We start from the raw sequence: 23,832 nt of genomic DNA on the forward strand, positions 1-23,832 counted from the left end.
GACCGCGGGGACAACACGGACAGCCGCACCGCACCGCCCTTCCGAGTGGGTTCCGCCGGAGAACGTTCGAAAATGCGGATACCAGTGCTAGACATAGCAGAACGTAGACCTCGAACGGTCCGTCCCGTTCGCCTTACCCGGAACGGTGGTGATCCACGGTGGCCAGTCCCTTCGCGACGCCGCGCGGCGGATCGCTGCTGCTCCGGACACTCGCCGTGGGCGGGTTGGCAACGGCGGCGTGGTTGGTGTGCGCAGGTGTGGCGTCGGCGACCGAAGACCACTCGGAAGAGTTGGCGCAGGCGCTCGACACGGTGAACGTGACGCTCGGCGAGCAGGAGGCGACCACCGCCGACCTGCTCGCCGACGCGCTGCCGCAGCGCGTGGCGCCGTTCCTGTCCATCACCCCCGCGCTGCAGCCTTCCGGGTCACCGTCGGTCGGTTCGCCATCGGTCGGGTCACCGTCGGTCTCGACGATCGAGGTGTTCGCGGTGGACTTCACCGCCACCGGGGTGCTCACCCGCCCGTCGACCGCCATGTCCGACCCGGGCGGCGCCCGCCACCCGTTCCCGGACATTTCGTACTCGGACGCGGACGCCTACTCGGGCTCCGGCGGTTACAGCGGCTACGGCAGCTCCGGCTACTCGGGCGGCTACAGCCACTCGGGCGCGGTGTCCAACACCATGCCCGCCCCGATGTACGAGGCGAAGGTGGCCGCGAAGGTCGCCGCCCGCGCGGCCGCCCAGTCGCCCGCACCCGAGGTGCCGCCGGCACCGGCCGAGGCGGCCCCGGCGCGGGTGGACGTGCTGCCGTTCGCGCCCAGGCCGGTCCAGGCTTCGCCCGTCGCCTCCCAGGTCACCCCGGACACCGAGGTGGTCTGGGAGGTGCCGGGTCCGAGCGCCCCCGCGCCGACGCCGAAGCAGGCGCCCGCGCCCAGCGCGCCGACGGCGTCCTCGGGCAGCGCGGACAGCGGCGGTGGCCACCGAGGTGGCCTGATCGCGTCGCTGACCGGCCAGTCGAACCCGAAGCCGTCGACCGCGTGGTCGGCCGAGCGGGGGGACGACGGACGGTCACCGGGCAGTATTCCGGGGCTGCCCAGCACGTCACCCGACTGAGTCGGACAGGATCCGTGTGCCCTGAGCACGCGCGACTGCACACCGTCTGACCAGGTCGTTTCTTCGTTCTCGCACGTCACTTTCGCATTCCCGCACGACCCCAGGACTCCCGTCCTGCCAACCGCGCCCTGGCAGGAACGGGCAAGGTCCCGTCGCCGCGCTGCCCCCGCGAGCGTTGGGACCGCACGGGAACCTGCGGCAGGGGACGCCAATCCCTGGAGCGTCCCCGCCGCAGGTCCACGTACAGCCGTCGGGGTGTCCGGCCCAACGAGGGGCTGCGCCGGCCCCCGACGGCCTCGGCTCACACAATCGGGTGATCATCGCCCGAATATGTACGGAAACACTGTTACCACCCCTCGGTTAAACCATGAGGACCGCCGCCAACCACCCCCCACGTTCCCGATCACCCGCCCCAGCGCCCCAGCCCCGGCTCAGGCCCGAGACCCGGACCGGCTGAACGATCAGGCGACCGGCACGTCGAGATCGGCCGCGTCGGCCATCCCGCTACCGGCGACCGCCGCCGCGACGAGCCCGAGCCGACGCGCCGCGTCCCGGAGCACGTCGGGCGGCTGGACGAACGGCAGCCGCAGCCAACGCTCGAAGCCGCCGTGGACGCCGAAGCGCGAACCCGGCGCCAGGCGGATGCCGTGGTTCTGCGCCACCACCGCGATGCGGGTGCTCACCGGCGCATCCAGCTCGCACCACAGGCTGAGCCCGCCCCCCGGCCGGCGGACGCGCCAGGTCGGGCAGTGCTCGCGCAGGCCCGCCATGAGCACGTCGCGTTGCGCCGCCAGCTGAGCCCGCCGTTCGCGCAGCGCCGGATCGGGGTAGGCCAGGAGCTCGGCCAGGACCAGCTGCTCGACCACCGCGGAGCCGAGGTCGAGCGCGGTGCGGGTGGAGATCAGGCGGTGGACCACCTCGGGTGACGCGCGGATCCAGCCGACCCTCAGGCCGCCCCAGTGGGACTTGCTGGCCGAGCCCAGGGTGACGACCAGGTCGTCGGCGAACTTCGCCACCGGCGGCGGGCCGTCGAGGGGGTCGCCGTCCAGGTCCAGTTCCACCACCGTTTCGTCCACCACCAACGGGGTGCGGGCGCGGCGGGCCGTGTCGGCCAGTTCGGCGCGACCCCCGGCGTCCAGGCGGTGCGCGGTGGGGTTGTGGAAGTCCACGACCACGTACGCCATGCGCGGTGCGGCTTGGCGCAGTGCCGCGGCCATGCCGGGCAGGTCCCAGCCGGTGTCGGTCATCGCGACCGGCACCGGGATCGCGGAGACGGCCTTGATCGCGTCCAGGGCGTTCGGGTAGCTGGGCTGCTCCACCAGCACCCGGTCACCCGGACCGGTGAACAGGCGCAGGGTCAACGCGAGGGCGTGCTGGGCGCCGCTGGTGATCACGATCTGGTCCGGCGAGGTCGGCAGACCCCGCGCCGCGTACCGATCCGCGATACGTTTGCGCAGGTCAGGCAGGCCGTGCTCGTAGTACCCGTGATCGGCGAGGTGCTCCGGCAGGTACCGCCGGACCTGGTCGAACGCCGCCAGCACACCCGGCAGCGCGGGCGGCGCGGCGCGGGCGAAGTCGACCATGCTGTGCCCCACCAGAGGCGTGTCCGGGGCCACGCCCATCATCCCCGTGGGCAGGCTGATCCACGACCCCGCCCCACGCCGGCTGGCCACCAGCCCTTCCGAACGCAGCTGGTCCAACGCCGCGGTGATCATCGTGCGGCTGACCGGCAGCACCTCGGCCAGCTCGCGCTCCGCGGGCAGCCGGGTGCCGGCGGGCAGCCGGCCGTCGAGCACCAGCAGCCGGATCGCCGCGGCCAGGTCCGCCGAGCCGTGACGTGCGCCACGACGACGCCACTCGCCGAGCAATCGGGCCAGGCGGAAGCCCGATATGCGTCCACCTGGCGGGACGTCGGAGTTCATAAGGCCAATTATTGCCGATTGGACCTGGAATACAAGGCCAATCTGCACGAAGGATGGCCACATGCTCGCCGCCCTCACCCAGGTGTCCGTCACCGTCTCGCCCCTGCGCCGCGTCCCCCAATTGCTGGCGGGCCTCTGGCTCTACGGCGCGAGCATGGCGTTGCAGATCCGCGCCGCCCTCGGCCTGGACCCGTGGGACGTGCTGCACGAGGGCCTGACCAAGATCACCGGCCTGTCGTTCGGCCTGATCACCGCGATCGTCGGCACCGTGGTGCTGCTCTGCTGGATCCCGCTGAGGCAGAAGCCCGGCGTCGGCACGGTCAGCAACGTGATCGTCATCGGCGTCGCGGTGGACGTCTCCTTGTTCCTCCTGCCGCACCCGACCGAGCTCCTGCCGCGCGTCCTGTTCCTCGTGGTCGGCATCGTGCTGAACGGCCTGGCCGCCGCCGTCTACATCGGCGCCCGCCTCGGCCCCGGCCCGCGCGACGGCCTGACGACCGGTTTCTGCGCGCGGACCGGGACCTCGTTGCGCCTGGTGCGGACGGTGGTGGAGGTGGTCGTGCTCGCGATCGGCTGGCTGCTCGGCGGCACGATCGGCGTCGGCACCGTCCTCTACGCGGTCGGCATCGGCCCGCTGACCCAGGCGTTCCTCCCCCTGGTCACCTGGGTGCGCGAGCGGCCCGCTTCCTGACCTCCACGTAGGTCACGCCACGCGCCTCCAGCACCTCGGCCACGAGCCCGCGCCCGGCCAGCAGCGCGAGCAGCATGTGCTCCTCGCGAAGGGTGCCGTGGCCGAGGTCGCGCGCTTCGAGCAGGCTGCGCTCCAACGCCTTCTTGGCCGCGGCCGTGAACGGCAGGTGGTTGCCGAAGAACCGCCGGCGACGACGGGTCGGCGAACCGGCCAGCGCGCCCTCGCCGTGGGTGCGTTCGACCGACGCCACGATCTGGTCGACGTCGATGCCGAGCCTGAGCAACGCGTCGGTGTCGGCGTCGCTGAGCCCGCCCTTGCGCCGCGCGGCCGCGAACGCCTCGACCACCTCGTCGCGGGCCAGGTCGAACTCGGCCAGCACCGGCGCGTCGAGCAGGGCCAGCGCGAGGTGTTCGGGCCCGATCTCCGGCGCGTCGAGGCGTTCGGCCTGTTCCACGGCGTTGTGGACGGCTTGGCGGGCGGCCCTGGTGAACCGTTCCCCGATCATCGGTCTCCCCCGTGCTTCTTGTGGACGGCCTGCCGGGTCACCCCGAGCTCGGCCGCGATCTCCTGCCATGACCAGCCGCGGGCGCGGGCGTTGCGCACCTGCACGGCTTCGAGCGTTTCCAGTAGGCGGCGCAGCGCGCTCACCGCTCGCAGCCCGACCCTGGGGTCTTGGTCGCCCGCCGCCGAGGCGAGCTCTGTTGCCTCCGTCATGCCGTCAACTTTGGTTGACAATCGCCGACTTGTCAACCCAAGTTGACGCGCTAGGCTCGGTGCCGATGCCGGAGATCACCACCGCCGAACGGGCCGGAGTGGGCCGTGACGGCCTACCCCGCCCCACCGAGGACCGCATCGTCCGACTGCCGAACGCCGTGGTGCTGCTGGACGGCGCGACCTCGCCGACCCCTCGTGCCCGCGACGGCGGCTGGCACTCCCGCCACCTGGCCGAGGAGCTGACCGCCCTCGACGGCGACCTGGCCGACGACCTCGCCGCCGCCATCGGTCGCCTCGCCGCCGAGCACGGCCTGGTCCCGGGGCACTCCCCGTCAAGCACGGTCGCGATCACCCGCTGGACCGACGCGGACGTCGACGTGCTGGTGCTCGCGGACAGCCCGGTCGTGGTGTTCACCGACGAGGGCGCGGAGGTCGTCGCCGACACCCGGCTGCGCGACCTGCGGGGCGAGGTGGAGCGGATCACCGACTGGCGCAACCGGGAGCACGGCTGGTGGGTGGCCGAGGCGGACCCGGCCGCCGCGCACCGGGCCGTCCGGGCGAGTTGGCCGCGTGACCGGGTCCGGGCCGTGCTGATGGCGACCGACGGCGTGTCCTGCGGCGTGGACGACTACGGCTTGTTCGCGGACTGGTCGACCGTGTTGCGCATCACGTCGGAAAAAGGACCGGAAGCGGTGCTGGACGAGATCCGCGCGGCGGAAGAGGGTGATCCGGATCGCACGAAGTGGCTGCGGGCAAAAGTGCACGACGACCAAGCGCTCGCGGTCATCAGATTCACCGCCGAGAAATGAGAAAAGCCCCTCGCGTCTGGCGGAGGGGCTTTCTCTGGCGTTCTGGTGGCCAGGGGCGGGGTCGAACCGCCGACCTACCGCTTTTCAGGCGGTCGCTCGTACCAACTGAGCTACCTGGCCAGGTAGCGACTCGACCAACCGGCCGAACTGCCTTGCGACCCAGACGGGACTCGAACCCGCGACCTTCGCCGTGACAGGGCGACGCGCTAACCAACTGCGCCACTGGGCCTTGCTCACTGCTGCCTTGCTTTGTCACCGTACTGCGTTTGTCACTCTACTGCATTTGTACTGCGTGCCCCCAACGGGATTCGAACCCGCGCTACCGCCTTGAAAGGGCGGGGTCCTAGGCCGCTAGACGATGGGGACCTGAGTCCTCCGGCAGCCCTTGGGCCACCTTGTTTCCCAGGCCCTCCACGCTGTCCGGTGGAAGCATCGTAAGCATAGGGCACGGAGGTGCACACCTCCAAAACGGGGGTGGCACAAGTTGTTGACCTGCGAATCCTGTCCCGATGACGCGAAACGGCGACCCCTCCGGGACGGGTCCCGGAGGGGTCGCGGCTCGTGGCGTCCTACCGCTGCACAGGCGGCACGCCCCCGTCCTCACCCGGTGACAACCCGAGCATGTCGAGCAGCAACCGGCAGTCCTCGGCACTGGTGGCACCACGCGCCACCGACAGCCGAGCCCGGTGCACCTGCTCGTCCGAGACTCGCGACGGTTCACCGGTTCGCTGGGCAGGCACCCCACCGCCGCCCGGCCTGGACATCGTGTCGTCCTGGTTCCACAGGAACTGACGCACTTCTAGGGACCCGCTCATGACGCCTCCCCGACTTGAGGTTGGCGCGAGGCTAAGCGAGCCAATCGAACCGCCGCAGCCCCCCGGAGAGTGATTCAGGGGCGACGGAGCGTCACTTTCCGTGTAGGCCACTTGGTGTCAAGCGTCGCGTGATGTGCTTGACACGAACGAGGAGGGTGCAACCCATGACCGAACCGGTACCGGGCCAGACGCCGGAACCCCCCGCCGCGACCACCGCGCCGCAGGCCCCCGAACCCACCGCGCCGCAGGCCCCGGAACCCGCGCCGGCCGAGCCCGGACCCGTCGAACCGGAGCCCACCGCGGCCGCCGCCCCGACGGCGCCCGAGCCGGCCGGACCCGGCCCGTCGGGGCCCGACCCGACGCCCGGGCCGGCAGCGGCGGCGAACCCGCAGGAGTTGTTCGGCAGCCTGTCGTTGTCCGCGATCGAGGCGGACATCGACAGGCTGATGAGCGACAAGATGAGCCAGCTCGACGGGATGCTGGAGGGCCTGGAGGAGCTGGTGCAGCGCCTGGAGGGCGAGATCACCAACCTCGAAGCGCCGCCGGACGATCCGAAGCCATCCGCTACCTGAAGATTTCGGGTCAACCCACTCCCCAGGCCCACGTGCGCGTGCAAGAATCCGAATTGCTGACACACCCCCGGTCAGCGCCTGTGGAGATCCCCTCCGGCCCCCGCGTTCCTCCCCCTGGCGCGGGGGCCTCTCCATGCACACATCTGTGACCCAGGCCACACTTTGGCCGGCTCCGCAATCCAACCGTTATCGTGTCGCCGTGCCTCTTGGATCCCTTGGACGGTCGAAGTCGGGCCGGCATCGCCCGCCCGCGCGTGAACAGGATGAAGCCCTGCCCGACGAGGAGCTGGAGTCGTACCTGGCCGCCCTCGCACCGGAGACCGCGGACGCGGAGACGACCGCCGGCACGAGCTTCGGCAACGCGCAGGTCTACCAGCTCCGCCTCCAGCTGATGGCGAACGAGCAGCTGAAGGAGCTGGCCGCCGAGCGGCAGACGTCCCCCCAGGCGCTGGCCACCGAGTGGGTCATGCAGCGACTGGAGTGGGAAGCCCGCCAGCGCGGCTTCTAGTCGACGACCCGGCCGCGACGCCGGGCCCGGACACGACGGCGCGGGCCCCCGACCATCCCGGTCGGGGGCCCGCGTCGTCTACCGCGAAGAAGAAGAGTGGTGGAACCGAAGCGATCAGACCTTGCGCACGTTCTGGGCCTGCGGACCCTTGGTGCCCTGGCCGATCTCGAACTCGACCCGCTGGTTCTCCTCCAGGGTGCGGAAACCCTGACCCTGGATCTCCGAGTAGTGCACGAAGACGTCCGGCCCGCCGTTCTCCTGGGCGATGAAGCCGAAGCCCTTCTCGGAGTTGAACCACTTGACAGTGCCCAGTGCCATGTACCTGCCTCCATCGCAGGAAAGCTTGGGGCTGCACCGTGCAGCCCCGGCCGTCCCGGGGCGTTTCCCCCACCGCTCAGGGTGGGGACGGCACGCCCGCGTGTCGTTCCGCGAGCGTGAGACACGAACACAGAAACCACGGCCTGCGTGGCTGAGCGTATCGGTTGGTGACGCCCAGCACTACACCCCCGAAGTCATTCGTCCACCGGACAGCTACTTCTCGGTCACCTTGGGTGGTTCCGGCAGTTGCACGCCGGCCTGACCGATGTTGCGCTCCAACGCGGACCGCCATTCGCCGGAACCGACCATCTGCTCGATGGCCGCACTGACCTCCGACCGACCCTTGGCGTCATCCTTGGCAAGTCCGATGCCGTAGCGCTCGGTGGTGAACGGCGCGCCGACGAGCTTGAGCAGTTCGGGGTTCTCCGCCACGTACCCGGCGAGGATCACCTCGTCGGTGGTCACCGCGTCGACGTTGCCCGCCAGCAGGCCGATGACGCAGTCGGAGTACTGGCCGTACTCGACCAGCTGCACGTGCTGGGCGAACTGCTCCTTCACCTTCTGCGCGGACGTCGAGCCGGTGACCGAGCACAGCTTCTTGCCGTTCAACGTCTCGGGGCCGCTGATCTCGCCGTCGGTGAAGCGGACCAGCACGCCCTGCCCGGTCTCGAAGTACGGGCCGGCGAACGACACCTGCTCCTTGCGCTTGTCGGTGATCGAGTAGGTCGCCACGACGAAGTCCACCTCGCCGGAGGTGATCAGCTTCTCGCGGTCGGCGGAACGCGCCTCGCGCCACGTGATGCCGGACTCCTCGACGCCGAGCCGGGCGGCCACGTACTTGGCCACGTCCACGTCGAAGCCGACGAACTTGCCGTCCAGCCTGCGTTGCCCGAGTCCCGGTTGGTCGAACCGGATGCCGATGGTCAACTCGCCGTCGTCGGCCTTGCCGGCCAGGGTGTCGTCGCTCGCGCCGCCGCACGCGGCGATCAGGGACAGGGCCGTCACCAGCGCGGTCGCGGGCAGCAGTCGTCGGAACAGCATGAGCTGCGGAACCTCTCGGGTGCTTGGGGACGCGGCGCGGATCGACGCACCGGACGTTGTTCATGCTAAGCAAGACGAGCGGTCCTCTTGATGCGATAAAGGTCGCAGTGGTCCACGCCGCTAAGCCGTTCGGCGCAATACCGGCTGTGAGCCCGCCGACTGCGCGTCAGGACGGCAGGAGGGCCCGCCTGGGCGCCACCCGGAGGCCGAGTCGGCGGATCGCCTTGTTCACGTGACCGTCGGGCACGCCCCAGCGGATCGGCGCGGGCACGAGCAGCGCGGCGGTGCGCACGGCGCGCAGCAGGGTCGTGGCGGCGGGTTCGGGGTACGGGCGGTGGCCGTGCAGGGCGATGGCCCACTGGGGCAGCACGGAGTACGAAAGGTGGCCGAGCAGCGGCTCGTAGGCGTCCAGGCCCAGGCGCAGCACGCCGTCGACGGGCGGACGGTGCAGGAACCGGTAGACCAGTTCGGAGTCCGCGGTGCGCTTGAGGTCCGGGATCGTGGCGGCGAAGTAGTCGGCCACCTCGGCGGCGCTGCCGGGCACCTCGTCCTCGTGCAGGCCGACCAGGGCGGCGGTGCGCCGTTGTTCGGCGTAGTAGCGGTCGACCTGGGCGTCGGTGAGCCGGTAGCCGGCGCGGCGCACCACCGAGACGAAGCAGTGCACCTCGGCGCAGTGCACCCACAGCAGCAGTTCGGGGTCGTCGATGCGGAAGCTCTTGCCGGTGGCGTCCTTCGCGCGCAGGGCGCGGTGCACGCCGCGCACCCGGGCGGCGGCACGTTCGACCTCGTCGGTGGAGCCGTAGCTGACCGTGCCGACGAAGTCCGCGGTCCGCATCAGCCTGCCCAGGGGATCCCGCTGGAAGTCGGAGTTCTGCACCACGGCCGCGACCGCGCGCGGGTGCAGCGACTGGAGGTAGAGACTGGCGATGCCGGCGACCCACATGGCCGGGTCGGCGTGCAGTTGCCAGGTCACCGTTCCCGGTCCGAGCAACCCGACGTCCACCACCCGATCGTGTCACGCGGTGCCGTTTCCGTCACCCTTGCGACCGGCCGGAACGTGCCGGGAGGTAACGCGTCAAACAGCGTGAACGATTCCACGTGACACCGTGGAGCGTTGGAGCGGGTGCAGGGATGAGCAGTGGCAGGAGCGTCGCCTTCGCCGGCACGGCGCTGTTACTCGCGACCGGTGCGCTCGTCACGATGGCGCTCACGGTGAACGAGCCGCGACCGGTGGACGTGCGCCAGGTGCACGTGAGCCCGGTGGAGCCGGGCGTGCTCAGCGCCACGTACACCACCACGTTGGAGGTCGTGCGGTCCACGACGGTGGTCGTGGCGGTTCCGCCGCCCGAGCAGCGGCCGCTGCCGCCGGTCACCACGACCACGACCACCACCACCACCTCTGTCACGACGTCGCAGCCGCCGCCCTCGTCGTCCAGCGTTCCGGAGAGCACGACGTCCTCCCGTCCGCCGTGGGAGCAGAACTGCGACCGCGCCTACGTGACCGACGGCCCGTGCGTGCCGTGGCGGTTCCCGCGCGGGGTGTCGCGGCGGTGCGACTGGTTGCACGACCAGGGCATCACGCGCATCGAGGTCGTCGGCTGGGACCGCCACAACCTGGACCGCGACCACGACGGCCTGGCCTGCGAACGCAACGACTGACCGCCCGCGGACCGACACGAACGGGCCCTCGCGGCCGGACCGCCCCGATCAGTGCACGAGGAGGCCGGACACCCTCGTCGCCGGGTTGCCGGCGTAGCTGACCACGGCGCCGTCGGCGAACGGCATGGACCGGATGCTCATGCCCGCGAACCCCTGGTCGGTCACGAACCAACCCCACGTCGTCAGCCACGGCCGGTCGTCGCCGGGCACGACGTCGGGCGTGGGCCGCACGCGTTCCTGCACCACGTACGCCTGCCCGCGGACGTCGTCGAGCATCTCCGCCCACTCCCGGTCGGTCATCAGCCAGCCGGGGTGCACGCCCGCGCCCGCGAACCCGCCCGCGGCCTTGACGATCAGGTTCTCCCGGTCCGCGCGGAGCCGGTCGCGCGGGACGTCGCGCAGGTGGCGGGTCCACGGCACCAGCCGGTCCACCAACGCCTTCTCGTCGTCGGTCAGCTCCTCGCGGCGCTCGGACAGCAGGGCGATGGTCGACTTGCTGCCGTAGTAGTAACTCGACAGCGGTGTGTAGAGCTCGGTGCGGTGGCCCTTGGTGAGCAGCTCGGCGTAACCCACGGCCTGGGTGGCGGAGAAGTAGCGCACCACCACGTCCAGCTTCGTGCCGTGCAGGTACAGGTAGCCGTTGCGCTCGGTCAGCTCGTGGAGTTCGCCCAGCAGCAGGTCGACGCCCAGCCGGGCGCAGGTCTCCCGGAAGCTCGCGAAACCCTTGGCGAACCTGGTCAGCATCCCGCCTTCTTCGAGGAACGCGATGGTGCGGTCGCGACCGACGGCGTCGAGCAGCTTCTCGATCGGGTTGAAGTAGCGGAGGTCGTGCTCGCGCACGAACGGCTGGAACCCGGGGTCCTCGTGGATGACGCGGGAGAGCTCGCCCAGGTCCGGGCCGCCGAGCTGCGAGCCCGCGTTGATCTCCAGCAGCCGGAAGTCGTCGCCGACGCGGTAGATGTCCGCGCGGCCGTGCATCGGCGGGCGTTCGGTGGTCATGATCGCGGCTTCCGCGGGCGGGATGCCCAGCGCCTCGGCGAACCGCGTGAAGCTGCCGTCGAACAGCTTGCGCGGCAGGGCGAAGAGGAGCTCGAAGAAGTCCAGCACGTCGGCCGCGATGCTGTGCGCCGTGTACTCGTCCAGGAAGAACGGCCGGTCGACCAGCCGGTGGCCGTAGGCGGCGCGCAGGGCGGGTGGCAGGTCGAGCCGTCCCATCACCCCGTGCAGGCTCTCGTCGTCCAGGTAAGCCTGCGTCACGTGGTCGGTCACCGTCGCCACCCTCCGGGTCGTGGATCGGGCACATGATGGCGGAGCGGTCAGCCGGCGAGAATCCCCCGAAGCACCGTGCGGACGGCGGTGGTGGCGGGGTCGAAGCGGGGCCGCGGTTGGCCGGCCGGTTGGTGAGCAGGCCGTCGATCAGGGGTGGGGCCCCGGTCGCGATCGGCCGGTGGGCCCGGTCCACGTGGCCCCGCAGTTCGGGGTGCTGGGTCACTTCGACCAGGAGCACATGGCCGGCGTGACGACGGGGTCCTTCCCGGCTAGGACTCGCTCGGCTTGACCTGGGCAGGCTTCTGCTTGGCTTGGGCCGGCTTCTGCTTGGCCTGGGGCAGCTTGACCGACTTGCGGGCGCGGGGCGCGGACGGCGGCGGCACCACCGGCCCGATGTCACCGTCCGGCGCCTGGTCCAGGTCGACGATGACGGGCGCGTGATCGCTGGGCCCGGTGCCCTTGCGCGCGTGCCGGTCCACCCACGCCGCCCGCACCCGTGCCGCCACCGGGGCGGACGCCAGCACCAGGTCGATGCGCATGCCGAGGTCCTGGTGGAACATGCCGGCGCGGTAGTCCCAGTAGGTGAAGACCCGCTCGTCGGGCCACCGGTCGCGGACCACGTCGTGCAGCCCGACCGCCCGCAACGCCGCCAACGCCTCCCGCTCCGGTGCCGTCACGTGCGTGTGGCCGACGTACGCGGCCGGGTCGAACACGTCGGCGTCGGTGGGCGCGATGTTGACGTCACCGCACACCACCGCATCCTCCGGACCGGCCGCCACCACGTCCCGCAACGCCGCCAACCACGCCAGCTTGTAGCGGTAGTGGTCGGACTCCGGCTCCCGCCCGTTGGGCACGTAGACCGAGTGCACCCGCACCCCACCGCACGTCGCCGCCACCGCCCGCGCCTCCGGGTGCGGGAAGCCGGGGCCGTCCACCAACCCCGTCACCACGTCGTCCAACCCGACCCGGGACAGGATCGCGACCCCGTTCCACCGGCCCTCCCCGTGCACCGCCACCTCGTACCCGCGGCCGGCCAACTCGTCGCCGAGCAGCGCGGTGAAGGCGTCGTCGGCGAGCTTGGTCTCCTGCAGGCAGACCACATCGGGCTGCCGCTGGTCGAGCCACGGCAAGAACCGGGGCACCCTCTGCTTGACCGAGTTCACGTTCCACGTAACCACCCGCACCACTCCACGGTAGTCCGCACCACCGACCCTCGCGCCCAACCACACCACCCCGCGCTGCCGACCACGTGACGGCGGCCACACCTGCCATCCGACCACCCCGATGGCAGGCGGCCATGCCCTCGGTAAGCTGTGGGCAAGGGCTGCTAGCTCAATTGGCAGAGCAGGAGACTTTTAATCTTCGGGTTCAGGGTTCGAGTCCCTGGCGGCCCACCGAGTTCGTTGCTGCCAGGCACGCCGGTATTTCGTGGGTGCTTTGGGTGTGATTAGGACCCGGAATTGTTGTCGGGGGTCTTTAGCGTGCGTTCGAACGGTGGCTCGGCAGCGGTGGGGTGGTCGGAGGCTGCCAGGGTCCGGGCCAGGTGGTTCAGGTCGGCGGCGACCTTCGGGTGGGACGGGCCGTAGACGGTCTCGTGGATGGATAGCGCGCGTTCGAACAGGCGGGTCGCCTCGGTGGGGTCGGGTGTGACGGTGCCCAGGTGGACGAGGCTGTTGGCGACTTCGGGGTGGTGGCCACCGTAAGCCGCCTCGTAGATGGACAAGGCTCGGGTGTGCAGTGGTGTGGCGTCGGTGGGGTGGCCGGAGGCCGCCAGGGCACGGCCGAGGTGGTTCAGGTCGGCGGCGACCCTGGGGTGGGACGGGCCGTAGACGGTCTCGTGGACGGACAGCGCGCGTTCGTGCAGTGGTCGGGCCTCGGTGGGGCGGCCCAGGTCGGTCAACGCCGAGCCGAGTTGGGCCAGGTCGGCGGCGACCTCGGGGTGGTTCGGGCCGTAGACGGCCTCGTCGATGGACAGCGCACGGTCGAACAGTGGTCGCGCCTCGTCGGGACGGCCCAGGTCGGCGACCACGCGTCCCAGGTTGACCAGGTCGGCGGCGACGTCGGGGTGGTCCGGGCCGTAAACGGCCTCGTCGATGGACAACGCGCGTTCCAGCAACGCCCGCGCCTCGGCCGGACGCCCGAGATCGGCCACCACCCGACCCAGGTTGACCAGGTCCCCGGCGACGTAAGGGTGGTTCACGCCGTACGCGGCCTCGTCGATGGACAACGCGCGCTCGAACAGCGGGCGGGCCTCGTTCGGGCGCCCCAGGTCGGCCATCGCACGTCCCAGGTGCACGAGGTCGGCGGCCACTTCCGGGTGGTTCGGGCCGTACGCGGCCTCGTCGATGGACAGCGCGCGTTCGTGCAGGAGTCGTGCCTCGGCGGCACGCCCGAGTTGCGCCACCACCCGTCCCAGCTGGAGCAGGTCGGCGGCCACCTCCGGGTGGTTCGGGCCGTAGGCGGCCTCGTCGATGGACAACGCGCGCTCGAACAGCGGGCGGGCCTCGGCCGGACGCCCCAGGTCGGCCACCGCACGTCCCAGCAGCACCAGATCGGTGGCGACGTGGGGGTGGTCGGAGCCGTAGGCGGCCCGGTGCAGGAACAGCGCGCGTTCGAACAGAGGCCTGGCCTCGGCGGGGTCACCGAGGTCGGACACCACGCCACCGAGCCGGGCCAGTCCGGTGCCGACCTCGGGGTGATCCGGGCCGTAGGCGGCCTCGTACATCGACAGCGCGCGTTCGATCAGGGGTTTCGCCGCGGCGCTCCGACCGAGGTCGGTCAGCACGCGCCCCAGGCTGGCCAACGCGCCGGCGACATCCGGGTGGTCCCCGCCGTAGACGGTTTCGCAGATCGACAACGCGCGTTCGAGCAGCGGCTCGGCTTCCGCCGGACGCCCCAGACCGGCCAGCACCCGGCCGGCCCCGACCAGGACGCCGGCGACGTACGGGTGGTCGGCGCCGTACGCGCGCTCGTCGATGGCCAAGGCCCGCTCGTACAGCGGTTGGGCCTCGGCCGGACGCCCGAGTTCGGACAACGCCCGACCCAGGCCGACCAGCACGGTGGCGATCTCGGGGTCGTCCGGGCCGTAGGTGGCCTCGCAGATCGCCAACGCCCGCTCGTACAGCGGTTGGGCGTCGGCGGGCCGTCCCAGGTCCACCAACACCCGGCCGAGGCTGCCCAGCGCGGCGGCGACGTACGGGCCGGAACCGTAGGCGGCCTCGTAGATGGACAACGCGCGTTCCAGCAGGGGCTTGGCCTCGGCGGGACGCCCGAGTTCGACCAGCACGGCGCCGAGGCCGGCCATGCTCGTGGCGGCCTCCGGGTGATCGGTGCCGTAAGCCTCCTCGTAGAGGGACGACGCGCGCTCGTACAGCGGTCGGGCCTCGGCCGGGCGGCCGTGGGTCAGCAGGTAGCCGGCCGCGCGGTCGAGCAGCCACCCGCTGTCCGACGTGATGTTGGCCCGGTCCACCCGGACGTCCTCGTGCACGGCCAGCACGTGGGGCAGCAGCGCCCGCCACCGCGGCCAGTTCTGCGGGGCGGAGAAGATCTCGGCCGGCAGGTCCGCGACGAGCAACTTCTGCACCACCGCGATCGGTGACCAGGAGTCCTCCGTCAGCGGTGCGGAGGTGCGGTGGATGCGCAACGACTGCCGGAGCAGCCGGTGGGCGATGGTCACCTCGCCCGCGGTGCGCCGGACCAGGAACCACTCGACCAGCCTGCCGACGCTCGACGCGAACCTGACCGGGTCGCCCGCCACCCCGGCCAGCGGGTCGGGCAGCAGGTCGGCGTGGGCGGTGAACAGGTTCAGCGGGACCGGTTCGGGCGCCATCCACGCGAGCAGGTCCAGCAGCTGCACCGCCGCCACGTCCTGCCCGGACAGGGCGGTCAGCGACAGGTCCCACAGCGTGGCCAGGTTCTCCTCGCGGTCGGAGACCGTGCCGAGCCCGATCATCTCGTCGGTGCGGGTGCGCAGCAGGTCCAGGTAGTCGTCGACGGGCAGGTCCGTGGCCTCCAGGTAGGCCGACGCCTGCTCGATGGCCAGGGGCAGGTCGCCCAGCCACTCCACCAGGGCGTCGGCCAGGTCGTCGGTGACCGACGGGGTGCGGCGCTTGAGCAGCGCCACGCTCTCCGCCCGGTCCAGCACGTCCACGTCCAGCACCGGGCCCAACGCGCGGAAACCCTTGCGCCTGGTGGTGATCAGCACCCGGCCCTCGCGCGACGGCACGTACGGCCGGAGGTCGGTCGCGTCCTCGGCGTTGTCGAAGACCAGCAGCCAGTGACGTCGTTTCCGCAGCTCCGCCAGCACGGCGGCGGCCGTCGCCGCGCGGTCGGTGTGCGCCTCGACGCCCAACTCGGCGCCGAGCTCGGCCAGATGGTCGGGGATCAGCGCCGGCTGCTCGGCGGGTATCCACCACACCACGTCGAAGTCGGTGGCGAACTGGTGGACGTACTCGATGGCCAGCTGCGACTTGCCGACCCCGCCCAGGCCGCGCAACGAGTGCACCGCCACCGTGCCGGGCGACCGCATCGCGCGCCGCAGCCGCGCCAGCGACTCCACCCGACCGGTGAAGTTCGGGTTGCGCGCCGGCACCTTCCACACGTCGGGCAGCGCGCCCGGGAACCGCGGCTGCTTGGCCACCGCCCTGGTGCGTCCCGGGAACGCGGGCGCGGCGGCCGGCTTGAGCCGTCCCTCGACGGCGCCCTTCACCACCCGCAGCAGCCGGTCGCGGGCGACGTGCGCAGGCAGGTCGAACAAGTCCTCCGACACCACCGAACCCAGCAGACCCGGCCGTTCGCAGTCCTCCACCCGCACCACCAGCAGCTTGCGGTCCTCGCCCGACGGCGCCTCGCGCCACGCGACTTGCCACTCCGCCGCGCCGTACTCCGACCTGGCATACGCCGCCGACAACACCGCGATCGTGCGCTCCGCCCGCAGGACGCCCTCCTGCATCGTCGCGACCCAGTTGCTGCCCGGAACGATGTCCCACGCCTGGATCAACACCCGATGCCCGGCCTCCTCCAACTCCCACGCGATCCACTCGGCCCACTGCCGATCGTCCTGCGTGTAGGAGACGAAGAAGTCCCACCCGTCCGCCACGGACACCACCCCTCGAACGTGCACCCCGTCACATCGTGCCCCCACCGAGCCCGGTTGCCGCGCGAACCACGCGCCGGCGACCCGAACAGCGGAACGAACGCCGACCGCACCGACGCCCGGCCGGGGTGTCACCCGCAACGACACCGGAACGGGTGACCGCGCTGGCGGTCGTCGCGGGTGGCCGATAAGCAGGTGCCATGCACCTCGCTGTGGCACTCGCGCTCGCGGCCTCGTTCACCACCGCGTCCGGGGAGCTGACCGGCTACGACCCGCTGGTGCCCGCCGGAGCGCGGGCCGACGTGGTGTCCGCGCCCGTCGGCGGCGGCACGGTCGTGCTGCTGCGGACCACCGGTCTGCTGCCCGACCGCGACTACGGCGCGCACGCCCACGTGAACCCGTGCGGGCCGGCGCCGACCGACGCCGGGCCGCACTACCAGCACGTCCAGGGCGGGGCGACGGACCCGGCGTTCGCCAACCCGCGCAACGAGATCTGGCTCGACTTCACCACCGACGAGCAGGGCCGCGGCGTGGCGTTCGCCCGGCTCGACTGGCGGTTCGGGGCACGGCGGCCGGCTTCGGTCGTGCTGCACGCGGAGCACACGCACACCGGACCCGGTGAGGCGGGCACCGCCGGCGCCCGCGTCGGCTGCCTCACCGTGCCGTTCTGACCCGCGCGGGCACCACGTCGACCACCGGACGCGTGTCGGCGCCGACCTGGCCCGTTAATGGTGATTCGGTGCTGTGACACCCACCACTACCTGCGCTGGGCGACAATGGACGGCGATGTCCACCGCCCTGCACGCCACCAAGCCCCTCAAGATCGGCCGGTACCCGGTCGATCCCGCCGTCGTGCTCGCGCCGATGGCCGGCATCACGAACGTGGCCTTCCGGCAGCTCTGCCGCGAGTTCGGCAGCCCCACCTCGCTCTACGTCTGCGAGATGATCACCGCTCGGGCGATCGTCGAGCGCGACGCCAAGACGATGCAGATGATCACCTTCGGCGCGGACGAGAGCCTGCGCTCGATGCAGCTCTACGGCGTCGACCCGAAGTCGATGTCCGAAGCGACGAAGATCATCGTCGGCGAGGACCGGGCCGACCACGTCGACATGAACTTCGGCTGCCCGGTGCCCAAGGTGACGCGCAAGGGCGGCGGCGCGGCGCTGCCGTACAAGCGGCAGCTGTTCCGGCAGATCGTGCGGGCCGCGGTGCGCGCCGCCGAACCCGCCGGTGTGCCGGTGACGGTCAAGTTCCGCATCGGCATCGACGCCGACCACCTCACCTACCTCGACGCCGGGCGCATCGCCGAGGACGAGGGCGCGCAGGCGGTCGCCCTGCACGCGCGCACCGCCTCCCAGCGCTACTCCGGCCAGGCCGACTGGTCCGCCATCGCCCGGCTGAAGGAGGCCGTCACCGGCATCCCCGTGCTCGGCAACGGCGACATCTTCAGCGCGCGGGACGCCCTCGACATGGTTGCCCGGACCGGCTGCGACGGCGTCGTGGTCGGGCGCGGCTGCCTGGGCCGGCCGTGGCTGTTCGGCGAGTTGCAGGCGGCGTTCCGGGGTGAGCCGATCCCGCCGGGGCCGCGGCTGGGCCGCGTCGCGGAGATCCTGCGCCGCCACGGCGCGCTGCTCGCGGACTTCCTCGGCGAGGACAAGGGCCTGCGCGACCTGCGCAAGCACATGGCCTGGTACCTGAAGGGCTTCCCGGTCGGCGCGGAGCTGCGGCGCGGTCTCGCCATGGTCTCCACCCTCGCCGAGCTGGACGACCTGGTCGGCAGGCTCGACCCGGAGCTGCCGTTCCCGGACAACGCCGACGAGCCGCGCGGCAGGCAGGGCTCGCCCGGCAAGGTGGTGCTGCCCGAGGGCTGGCTCGACGACCCGGAGGACGCCACCGTGCCGGTGGGCGCCGACGAGCTGCACTCGGGTGGCTGAGGTGGCGGGACGCGCCGCGGCGGCGCTGGCGTGCGCCCTCCTGCTGGCCGGCTGCGCGTCCACCACCACCGGCACCGCACGTCCCCTGCGGATCACCGACGTGGAGCGCGAGCTGGTGACGGGGTACTTCGCCGACCTCAACGAGGCGGGCGGGCAGGGCACGTCCGAGCAGCACGACCTGCTCAACGACACCCAGCACCCGGACTTCCGCGACACGGACTGCGAACTGCCCGCGGGCACCATCAAGGTGCAGCCGACCATGTCGACGCTGCGCCTGGACCCGGCGTGGGCGCCACCCGGCGACGACGAGCACCCGCGCGGTGTCGTGCTGGTCGTCGCGGTCACGTTGACCGTCGTGCAGGAGGGCTCCGAGATCGGCAGCCAGATCGGCTCGCAGCACGTCGTCCTGCTCAACGGCAAGGCCTACGGCTTCGCTCCTTGCGTCAATTGAGGTGACGCCGGGCCGCGCGAACACGCACGGCAAGCTTCACGGCACTTCGATCACCGAATGTCACTGGTTCGGAGCAGTGCACGGTCAACCAGTCGAGGGAAATCCCTCTATGACGCGTCCCGCCCGCTCAAGCGTCGCCTCGTATCAGACGACACCTTGGCAAGTAGGGAGGTGAGCGCGATGACCGCACTGCGACCCGAGGTCGCCGAGCCCGACGCCGACGCCCGGCCCGGTGCAGGCACGCCCCCGTCCGAGAGCGAGGGCACCGGTCTGGTGCAGCTGCACGAGTCCATCGCCGCGCTGCTCGCCTCCCGGGGCCAGTGGCGGCAGGCCTACCAGCACCTGCGGTCCGCGTTCGACCTGGTCTACGCCGACCAGGACGACCAGCCGCAGGTGCCGGAGCAGCTGCGCCGGGAGGTCGACCGGCTGCGCCGCGAGCACGCCGAGGCGCGCGAGCAGAGCCTGCGGGACAGCCTCACCGACAGCTACAACCGCAGATACCTGGACGAGCGGCTGCTCGACATGGTCGCCGAGCGCGGCTCCACCACCTCCGGCCTCGCCATCGCGTTGATCGACCTGGACTGGTTCAAGCAGGTGAACGACACGTTCGGGCACCTCCTGGGTGACCGGGTGTTGCAGCGCGTGGTCGAGCTGCTTCAGGAGGAGCTGCCGGAGGGCGGGTTCTGCGCGCGGTACGGGGGCGAGGAGTTCGTCCTCGTGCTGCCCGGCGTCGAGCCGTCGCCGGCCGTGGAGATCGCCGAGTCGGCCCGGATGCGTGTCGAGCGTCACGCCTGGGCTTCGCTCGCGCCCGGGTTGCGGGTGACCGTCAGCATCGGACTTGCCTATGAGCCCCCGACGGCGGATTCACCGACGCGTCCGCCGGTCGTCCCCGAGCAGCAGCTCCTGCGCGCGGACAGCCTCCTGTACACGGCCAAGCAGTCAGGACGCAACGCCGTCGCCTACCGGGAGAACGGTCACGTCCGCCTCGCGGGTGCCGCTTCCGGGCGACGCGGTATAGCCGAATCGCGGGTCGCCGGTTACTGACACCGAACGGCAACTCACCCTTTCGGACGTAGCCTGCTGCGCGTAACCGAGTACTGCCGACCCCTGTATCACCGGGAGTGGTCGTCAGGACTGGCCGTCATCCGTAGTATCGCCAAGGCAAGTGACACGCCGTTGGTGCAACCAATGTGTCCTTGCTGTCGTCAACTCGTGATGACGACCGACTAATGACCGAAGCTGAAGGGAGACCGGGTGCCCGACGAGCCCCGCCGTGGCGGCCCCGGACCCGGAGGTGACGAGGTCCCGCAGGAAGACCAGCCGACCGGCCGTCGCCGCAGGTCGCTGGACGCCGGCGGGCTGAGCGTGTCCGACCTGCTGGAGCAGCACAGCCGCACCAACATCCCGCGCCCGGTCCCACCGGGTCAGTCGGACACCGGCAGGCGAGCCGCGCCCGAGCCCGAGCCGCCCCGCAGACCCGCCCCGCCCCAGAACGGCAGGCACGCCCCCGAGGGCACCGGCCGCCGTGCCGCACCGGAGCCGCCGCGCAGGCAGGCCCCACCGCCGCCGGACTACGCGCCACCGGCGCCCGAGGACACCGGCACCCGGCCGAGGCCGACGAACGGCGCACCGCCGGTCGCCGGTCGCCGGTCCGCCCCTCCGCCGCCTCCGCCGCCTCCGCCGGCCAACGACTTCTTCGCCCCGACGGGCGAGGGCACCGGCACCCGGACGCCGCGGCCCACGCCGGAGGACACCGGCACCCGCCGTCGTCCCGAAGAGCCCGGCCCGGCGCGCAACGGCCGCCCGGCCAACGGTTACGCCGGCCGACCCGAGGACGTCGACCCGAGGCGTCCCGCACCCGCCGCACCGCGCCCGCTGCCTCCCGGTGAGGTGGGCGGAGAGCCGAGCAGGCGCTTCCCGGCCAACGGCCGACCCGTACCGCCCGACGCCCGGCCCCGCCCCGAAGGTGGCCGGCGGCCCGCGGACCCGGACGGCCCACGCGTCCCGCAGGACCCGGCCGCGCCGCCCCGGCGACTCGCCGAGAACACCGGCCGGCGCCCGCAGCCCGACCTCCCCGGCACGCCGCCGGGTCGACGGCTCCCCGAGGGCAGCGGACCGCGTCAGCGACCCGAAGACCTGGCACCCGACACACCTCGGCGCGTCGCCGAGGGCAGCGGACCGCGCCCGCGCCCCGAAGACCTCGCCCCGGGCGCACCCCGCCGGGCGGCGCACCCCGAAGACCTCGCCCCCGGCACGTCCCGGCGCCCGGCGGACGGCAGGCGTCCCGAGGACCTCGCGCCCGACGCGCCACGGCGTGCGGCGGAGGGCAGCGGACCGCGTCAGCGACCGGAAGACCTCGCGCCCGGCGCTCCCCGCCGTGCGGCGCACCCCGAAGACCTCGCGCCCGACACGGGTCGGCGCCCGGTGGACGGCGGCGGACCGCGTCGGCCGGACGAGGTCGGCCGCCGGGTCGCCGAAGGTGCGGCGGCCGACGGCATCGGTCGGCGGTTGGCGGAAGGGCCGCGGCCCGGCGAGCACACCGGCCAGCGGCCCCGCCCCGGAGTCCCGGCCGACGGCACCGGACCGCGTCGGCGCCCGGACGCCCCGGTCGGCGACGGCCCTCGCCGCCTCGCGGACGGCAGCGGGCCGCACGACCTGACCGGCGGACCCCGTCCCGCCCGGCGCCCGCGTCCCGAAGACCTGCCCGTCGACCCGCGCCGCCCGGCGGACGCCCCGCGCCCCGGCCTGCCCGGCGAAGACCCGACCGGCCGCCGTCCCGAGGGCGGTGGCCCCCGCAGGCTCGCCGACGGCCCTCCGGTCGCACCCGTCGAGGGCAGCGGCCCACGCCGACTCGCCGACGGCCCGCCCGTACCCGTTGACGGCGGCGGCCCGCGCAGGCTCGCCGACGGCCCGCCCCTCGCGCCGAACGAGGGCGGCGGGCCTCGTCGCCTCGCGGACGGTCCGCCCGTCGCACCGGTCGACGGCAGCGGCCCGCGCCGACTTGCCGACGGCCCGCCCACCCCGGTGGACGGCAGCGGCCCGCGGCCGGTCGGGGACCTGCCCGGCCGGCGGTTCGCCGAGGACGCCGCGCCGGACCAGGCGGCACCCGCCATCGCCGACCGCCTCGCCAGCGCGGCCCCCGAACGGCGCGAGGCGGTCGACCCGGCCAGCCTCACCACCGAGATGGAGGCCATCAGCGACGACGTCAAGAAGCGTCGCGAGGTCGACCACACCCTGGCCCGCTTCTCCGCCGTGCACGACGAGCTGGCCGAGCAGGAACGCCTGCGCAAGGAACGCCGCCAGAAGCTCATGCCGTGGAAGGCCGACCACGACGAGGACGCCACCGAGTACGCGTCACCGGTCGCCGACCCGGACGAGGAAGGCCCGCGCCGGCGCGGTCGCACGGCCAAGCACAGCAAGATCGTGCGCACGATCAAGGTCGTCGCGCTGACCGCCGCCGTGCTGATCTTCGTGTCCACCGGCCTCGGCTGGGGCGCGATGTTCTACATCGACAGCAAGTTCACCGAGATCGACGCGTTGAACACCAACTCCGCCGCGGTGCACGAGGCGGAGAAGCAGCTCGGCGACGAGAACTTCCTCATCGTCGGCTCGGACACCCGCGCGGGCGCGAAGCCGCAGGACGGCGTCGGCGACGCGAACGCCGAGCCGGGCGCGCGTTCGGACGTGCTGATGCTCGCGCACATCCCGGCCGACCGTAAGCGCATGGTCGTGGTCTCCGTGCCGCGGGACCTGCTCATCACGCGGCCGGAGTGCGAGCGGTGGGATCCCTCCACCGGCCAGTACACCGGCGAGCAGCTCGACGCCGAAGAGGACGTGAAGGCCAACGAGCCGTACGCGGTCGGCGGGCCCAAGTGCGTCAGCAAGTTCATGACCGAGCTGACCGGCCTGGAGATCAACCACTTCATCAGCGTCGACTTCAACGGCTTCAAGGGCATGGTCGACGCCATCGGCACCGTCCCGGTGTGCGTGCCGAAACCGATGAAGGACGACGAGCTCGGCGTGATCTTCGACCAGCCCGGCCGGTTCGAGATCGACGGCACCAAGGCGCTGGACTACGTGCGCGCCCGCAAGGTCGCCGGCGAGGAGAAGACCGACTTCGACCGCGTCAACCGGCAGCAGCAGTTCCTGTCCTCGTTGCTGCGCAAGGCGTTGTCGTCGGAGATCCTGCTGAACCCGGGCAAGCTCAACGGGTTCCTCAACGCGTTCGCCTCGTCGACCGTCGGCCAGAACATCGGCGTGAACGACATGCTGACGCTCGCGCAGTCGCTGCAGAGCCTCGAAGCGGGCCGCGTCACCTTCGTCACCATCCCGCACGAGAGGTCCGAGGGCCCGACGCTGGCCCACGACGACAACCTGGAGCTGTTGAAGAAGGCCGAGACCAAGGCGTTGTTCCAGGCCATCATCGACGGCACGCCGCTGCCGGAGGAAACCCCGGCCGACCCGGCGCCGGACCAGTCCCAGGGTCAGACGCAGGCCTCCGCGCCGCCGGCCCAGCCCAAGCAGGGCAAGGTCATCGACCACAAGGGACTGAAGGTCCAGGTGCGCAACGGCGACCCGGACAACTCGGGCGCGGCCAACCGGGCGCGGAACGCGTTGCGGGAACTGGGCTACGACGTGGTCATCGCCGGCGATGCGCCGTCGACCGACAAGACCGTCATCAAGTACGGCATCGGCGCGGAGGACGCGGCGGCGACGCTGCTCTCGTCCGTACCCGCCGCGACGTTGCAGTTCCAGGCCAACATGGGCGGCGCGGTGCAGCTGCTGATCGGGCCGGAGTGGGACGAGGAGGTCCGCGCGCCGCAGGCGCCGGGCACCGAACCGGGCAAGGCGGCGCCGCCGGTGGACCTGAGCGTGGTGAACGCGGGGAAGGACCCGTGCGCCTAGGCCGACTGGACGTCTT

The 23,832-nt window shown here is 72.1% G+C and carries 21 protein-coding genes and 4 tRNA genes; 12 read left to right on the plus strand and 13 right to left on the minus strand.

Annotated features, from left to right (window positions below; genetic code table 11):
* Positions 1-158 precede the first annotated feature (158 nt).
* A complete protein-coding gene (locus ACYVLT_RS29240; protein WP_461123392.1) occupies positions 159-1,112 on the plus strand; it encodes a hypothetical protein in 954 nt (317 codons plus the stop codon).
* A 461-nt stretch (positions 1,113-1,573) separates the two neighbouring features.
* On the opposite strand, the gene yczR is transcribed toward ACYVLT_RS29240, so the two are convergent.
* Positions 1,574-3,034, minus strand: coding sequence for a MocR-like transcription factor YczR (gene yczR, locus ACYVLT_RS29245; RefSeq protein ID WP_461123393.1), 1,461 nt, complete (start codon positions 3,032-3,034; stop codon positions 1,574-1,576).
* A gap of 61 nt (positions 3,035-3,095) precedes the next feature.
* Between yczR and yczE the strand changes: the two genes are divergently transcribed.
* Positions 3,096-3,725 carry a membrane protein YczE gene (gene yczE, locus ACYVLT_RS29250; protein WP_461123394.1) on the plus strand — a complete coding sequence of 210 codons (630 nt, stop codon included), beginning with the start codon at positions 3,096-3,098 and terminating at the stop codon, positions 3,723-3,725.
* On the opposite strand, the gene ACYVLT_RS29255 is transcribed toward yczE, so the two are convergent.
* Both ACYVLT_RS29255 and ACYVLT_RS29260 read right to left on the minus strand, forming a co-directional pair.
* Entirely contained in the window at positions 3,694-4,230 is a 537-nt protein-coding gene (locus ACYVLT_RS29255; protein WP_461123395.1) for a Clp protease N-terminal domain-containing protein, read from the minus strand. The two genes, yczE and ACYVLT_RS29255, sit on opposite strands and share 32 nt — an antisense overlap.
* Positions 4,227-4,439, minus strand: a complete 213-nt coding sequence (locus ACYVLT_RS29260) for a helix-turn-helix domain-containing protein (RefSeq protein WP_077010893.1) — start codon at positions 4,437-4,439, stop codon at positions 4,227-4,229. Before ACYVLT_RS29260 ends, ACYVLT_RS29255 begins: the two co-directional genes overlap by 4 nt.
* A gap of 65 nt (positions 4,440-4,504) precedes the next feature.
* On the opposite strand from ACYVLT_RS29260, the gene ACYVLT_RS29265 reads away from it, so the two are divergent.
* Positions 4,505-5,248, plus strand: a complete 744-nt coding sequence (locus tag ACYVLT_RS29265) for a protein phosphatase 2C domain-containing protein (protein WP_461123396.1) — start codon at positions 4,505-4,507, stop codon at positions 5,246-5,248.
* Positions 5,249-5,291: 43 nt separating this feature from the next.
* On the opposite strand, the gene ACYVLT_RS29270 is transcribed toward ACYVLT_RS29265, so the two are convergent.
* The 4 genes from ACYVLT_RS29270 to ACYVLT_RS29285 all read right to left on the minus strand — a co-directional run bounded on the left by ACYVLT_RS29270 (position 5,292) and on the right by ACYVLT_RS29285 (position 6,063).
* Positions 5,292-5,368 (minus strand) — tRNA-Phe (locus ACYVLT_RS29270).
* 35 nt (positions 5,369-5,403) lie between these two features.
* A tRNA-Asp gene (locus ACYVLT_RS29275) sits at positions 5,404-5,477 on the minus strand.
* Positions 5,478-5,541: 64 nt separating this feature from the next.
* Positions 5,542-5,614 (minus strand) — tRNA-Glu (locus ACYVLT_RS29280).
* 203 nt (positions 5,615-5,817) lie between these two features.
* Positions 5,818-6,063: a hypothetical protein gene (locus ACYVLT_RS29285; RefSeq protein WP_360452542.1), complete on the minus strand. Its 246-nt coding sequence runs from the start codon at positions 6,061-6,063 to the stop codon at positions 5,818-5,820.
* Positions 6,064-6,227: 164 nt separating this feature from the next.
* Here ACYVLT_RS29285 and ACYVLT_RS29290 point away from each other — a divergent pair, with 164 nt between their 5' ends.
* Positions 6,228-6,635: a hypothetical protein gene (locus ACYVLT_RS29290; RefSeq protein ID WP_461123397.1), complete on the plus strand. Its 408-nt coding sequence runs from the start codon at positions 6,228-6,230 to the stop codon at positions 6,633-6,635.
* Positions 6,636-6,834: 199 nt separating this feature from the next.
* Positions 6,835-7,143: a hypothetical protein gene (locus tag ACYVLT_RS29295; protein WP_360452538.1), complete on the plus strand. Its 309-nt coding sequence runs from the start codon at positions 6,835-6,837 to the stop codon at positions 7,141-7,143.
* Positions 7,144-7,257: 114 nt separating this feature from the next.
* Here ACYVLT_RS29295 and ACYVLT_RS29300 read toward each other — a convergent pair whose 3' ends face one another.
* The 3 genes from ACYVLT_RS29300 to ACYVLT_RS29310 all read right to left on the minus strand — a co-directional run bounded on the left by ACYVLT_RS29300 (position 7,258) and on the right by ACYVLT_RS29310 (position 9,505).
* A complete protein-coding gene (locus ACYVLT_RS29300) occupies positions 7,258-7,461 on the minus strand; it encodes a cold-shock protein (RefSeq protein ID WP_015105489.1) in 204 nt (67 codons plus the stop codon).
* A 213-nt stretch (positions 7,462-7,674) separates the two neighbouring features.
* Entirely contained in the window at positions 7,675-8,502 is an 828-nt protein-coding gene (locus ACYVLT_RS29305; protein ID WP_461123398.1) for a glutamate ABC transporter substrate-binding protein, read from the minus strand.
* 166 nt (positions 8,503-8,668) lie between these two features.
* Positions 8,669-9,505 (minus strand): oxygenase MpaB family protein, encoded by an 837-nt coding sequence (locus tag ACYVLT_RS29310; protein WP_461123399.1) that lies wholly within the window; start codon positions 9,503-9,505, stop codon positions 8,669-8,671.
* A 128-nt stretch (positions 9,506-9,633) separates the two neighbouring features.
* Here ACYVLT_RS29310 and ACYVLT_RS29315 point away from each other — a divergent pair, with 128 nt between their 5' ends.
* Complete coding sequence (locus ACYVLT_RS29315; RefSeq protein WP_461123400.1) at positions 9,634-10,161, plus strand: excalibur calcium-binding domain-containing protein; 528 nt, start codon at positions 9,634-9,636, stop codon at positions 10,159-10,161.
* Between the two features lie 48 nt (positions 10,162-10,209).
* Here the strand turns inward: ACYVLT_RS29315 and ACYVLT_RS29320 are convergent, their stop codons facing one another.
* Together ACYVLT_RS29320 and ACYVLT_RS29325 are read right to left on the minus strand one after the other, a co-directional pair.
* On the minus strand, positions 10,210-11,430 hold the full coding sequence (locus ACYVLT_RS29320; RefSeq protein WP_461123401.1) for a hypothetical protein: 1,221 nt from the start codon (positions 11,428-11,430) through the stop codon (positions 10,210-10,212).
* A 269-nt stretch (positions 11,431-11,699) separates the two neighbouring features.
* Entirely contained in the window at positions 11,700-12,614 is a 915-nt protein-coding gene (locus ACYVLT_RS29325; protein WP_461123402.1) for an exodeoxyribonuclease III, read from the minus strand.
* Positions 12,615-12,751: 137 nt separating this feature from the next.
* Between ACYVLT_RS29325 and ACYVLT_RS29330 the strand changes: the two genes are divergently transcribed.
* Positions 12,752-12,824: transfer RNA gene (locus ACYVLT_RS29330), tRNA-Lys, on the plus strand.
* A gap of 53 nt (positions 12,825-12,877) precedes the next feature.
* Here the strand turns inward: ACYVLT_RS29330 and fxsT are convergent.
* A complete protein-coding gene (fxsT, locus tag ACYVLT_RS29335) occupies positions 12,878-16,552 on the minus strand; it encodes an FxSxx-COOH system tetratricopeptide repeat protein (protein ID WP_461123403.1) in 3,675 nt (1,224 codons plus the stop codon).
* Between the two features lie 173 nt (positions 16,553-16,725).
* Between fxsT and ACYVLT_RS29340 the strand changes: the two genes are divergently transcribed.
* The 5 genes from ACYVLT_RS29340 (at position 16,726) to ACYVLT_RS29360 (ending at position 23,816) form a co-directional block, all read left to right on the plus strand.
* Positions 16,726-17,196, plus strand: a complete 471-nt coding sequence (locus ACYVLT_RS29340) for a superoxide dismutase (RefSeq protein ID WP_461123404.1) — start codon at positions 16,726-16,728, stop codon at positions 17,194-17,196.
* Between the two features lie 115 nt (positions 17,197-17,311).
* The gene (gene dusB, locus ACYVLT_RS29345; RefSeq protein ID WP_461123405.1) at positions 17,312-18,460 is read left to right on the plus strand and encodes a tRNA dihydrouridine synthase DusB; all 1,149 of its coding nucleotides are present in this window, start codon (positions 17,312-17,314) and stop codon (positions 18,458-18,460) included.
* Positions 18,453-18,911 carry a hypothetical protein gene (locus ACYVLT_RS29350; RefSeq protein ID WP_461123406.1) on the plus strand — a complete coding sequence of 153 codons (459 nt, stop codon included), beginning with the start codon at positions 18,453-18,455 and terminating at the stop codon, positions 18,909-18,911. Before dusB ends, ACYVLT_RS29350 begins: the two co-directional genes overlap by 8 nt.
* A gap of 180 nt (positions 18,912-19,091) precedes the next feature.
* Complete coding sequence (locus tag ACYVLT_RS29355; RefSeq protein WP_461123407.1) at positions 19,092-19,955, plus strand: GGDEF domain-containing protein; 864 nt, start codon at positions 19,092-19,094, stop codon at positions 19,953-19,955.
* Between the two features lie 210 nt (positions 19,956-20,165).
* Entirely contained in the window at positions 20,166-23,816 is a 3,651-nt protein-coding gene (locus ACYVLT_RS29360) for an LCP family protein (RefSeq protein WP_461123408.1), read from the plus strand.
* The last annotated feature ends 16 nt before the right edge of the window (positions 23,817-23,832 follow it).

The sequence above is a fragment of the Saccharothrix stipae genome (assembly GCF_054781895.1).

Bases quoted from the DNA above. Each gene is read 5' to 3' on its own strand.
- ACYVLT_RS29260 (WP_077010893.1), bottom strand. From the start codon at position 4,439: ATGACGGAGGCAACAGAGCTCGCCTCGGCGGCGGGCGACCAAGACCCC.
- ACYVLT_RS29340 (WP_461123404.1), top strand. From the start codon at position 16,726: ATGCACCTCGCTGTGGCACTCGCGCTCGCGGCCTCGTTCACCACCGCG.
- ACYVLT_RS29290 (WP_461123397.1), top strand. From the start codon at position 6,228: ATGACCGAACCGGTACCGGGCCAGACGCCGGAACCCCCCGCCGCGACC.
- ACYVLT_RS29305 (WP_461123398.1), bottom strand. From the start codon at position 8,502: ATGCTGTTCCGACGACTGCTGCCCGCGACCGCGCTGGTGACGGCCCTG.
- ACYVLT_RS29285 (WP_360452542.1), bottom strand. From the start codon at position 6,063: ATGAGCGGGTCCCTAGAAGTGCGTCAGTTCCTGTGGAACCAGGACGAC.
- yczE (WP_461123394.1), top strand. From the start codon at position 3,096: ATGCTCGCCGCCCTCACCCAGGTGTCCGTCACCGTCTCGCCCCTGCGC.
- ACYVLT_RS29355 (WP_461123407.1), top strand. From the start codon at position 19,092: ATGACCGCACTGCGACCCGAGGTCGCCGAGCCCGACGCCGACGCCCGG.
- ACYVLT_RS29315 (WP_461123400.1), top strand. From the start codon at position 9,634: ATGAGCAGTGGCAGGAGCGTCGCCTTCGCCGGCACGGCGCTGTTACTC.
- yczR (WP_461123393.1), bottom strand. From the start codon at position 3,034: ATGAACTCCGACGTCCCGCCAGGTGGACGCATATCGGGCTTCCGCCTG.
- ACYVLT_RS29265 (WP_461123396.1), top strand. From the start codon at position 4,505: ATGCCGGAGATCACCACCGCCGAACGGGCCGGAGTGGGCCGTGACGGC.
- dusB (WP_461123405.1), top strand. From the start codon at position 17,312: ATGTCCACCGCCCTGCACGCCACCAAGCCCCTCAAGATCGGCCGGTAC.
- ACYVLT_RS29255 (WP_461123395.1), bottom strand. From the start codon at position 4,230: ATGATCGGGGAACGGTTCACCAGGGCCGCCCGCCAAGCCGTCCACAAC.
- ACYVLT_RS29300 (WP_015105489.1), bottom strand. From the start codon at position 7,461: ATGGCACTGGGCACTGTCAAGTGGTTCAACTCCGAGAAGGGCTTCGGC.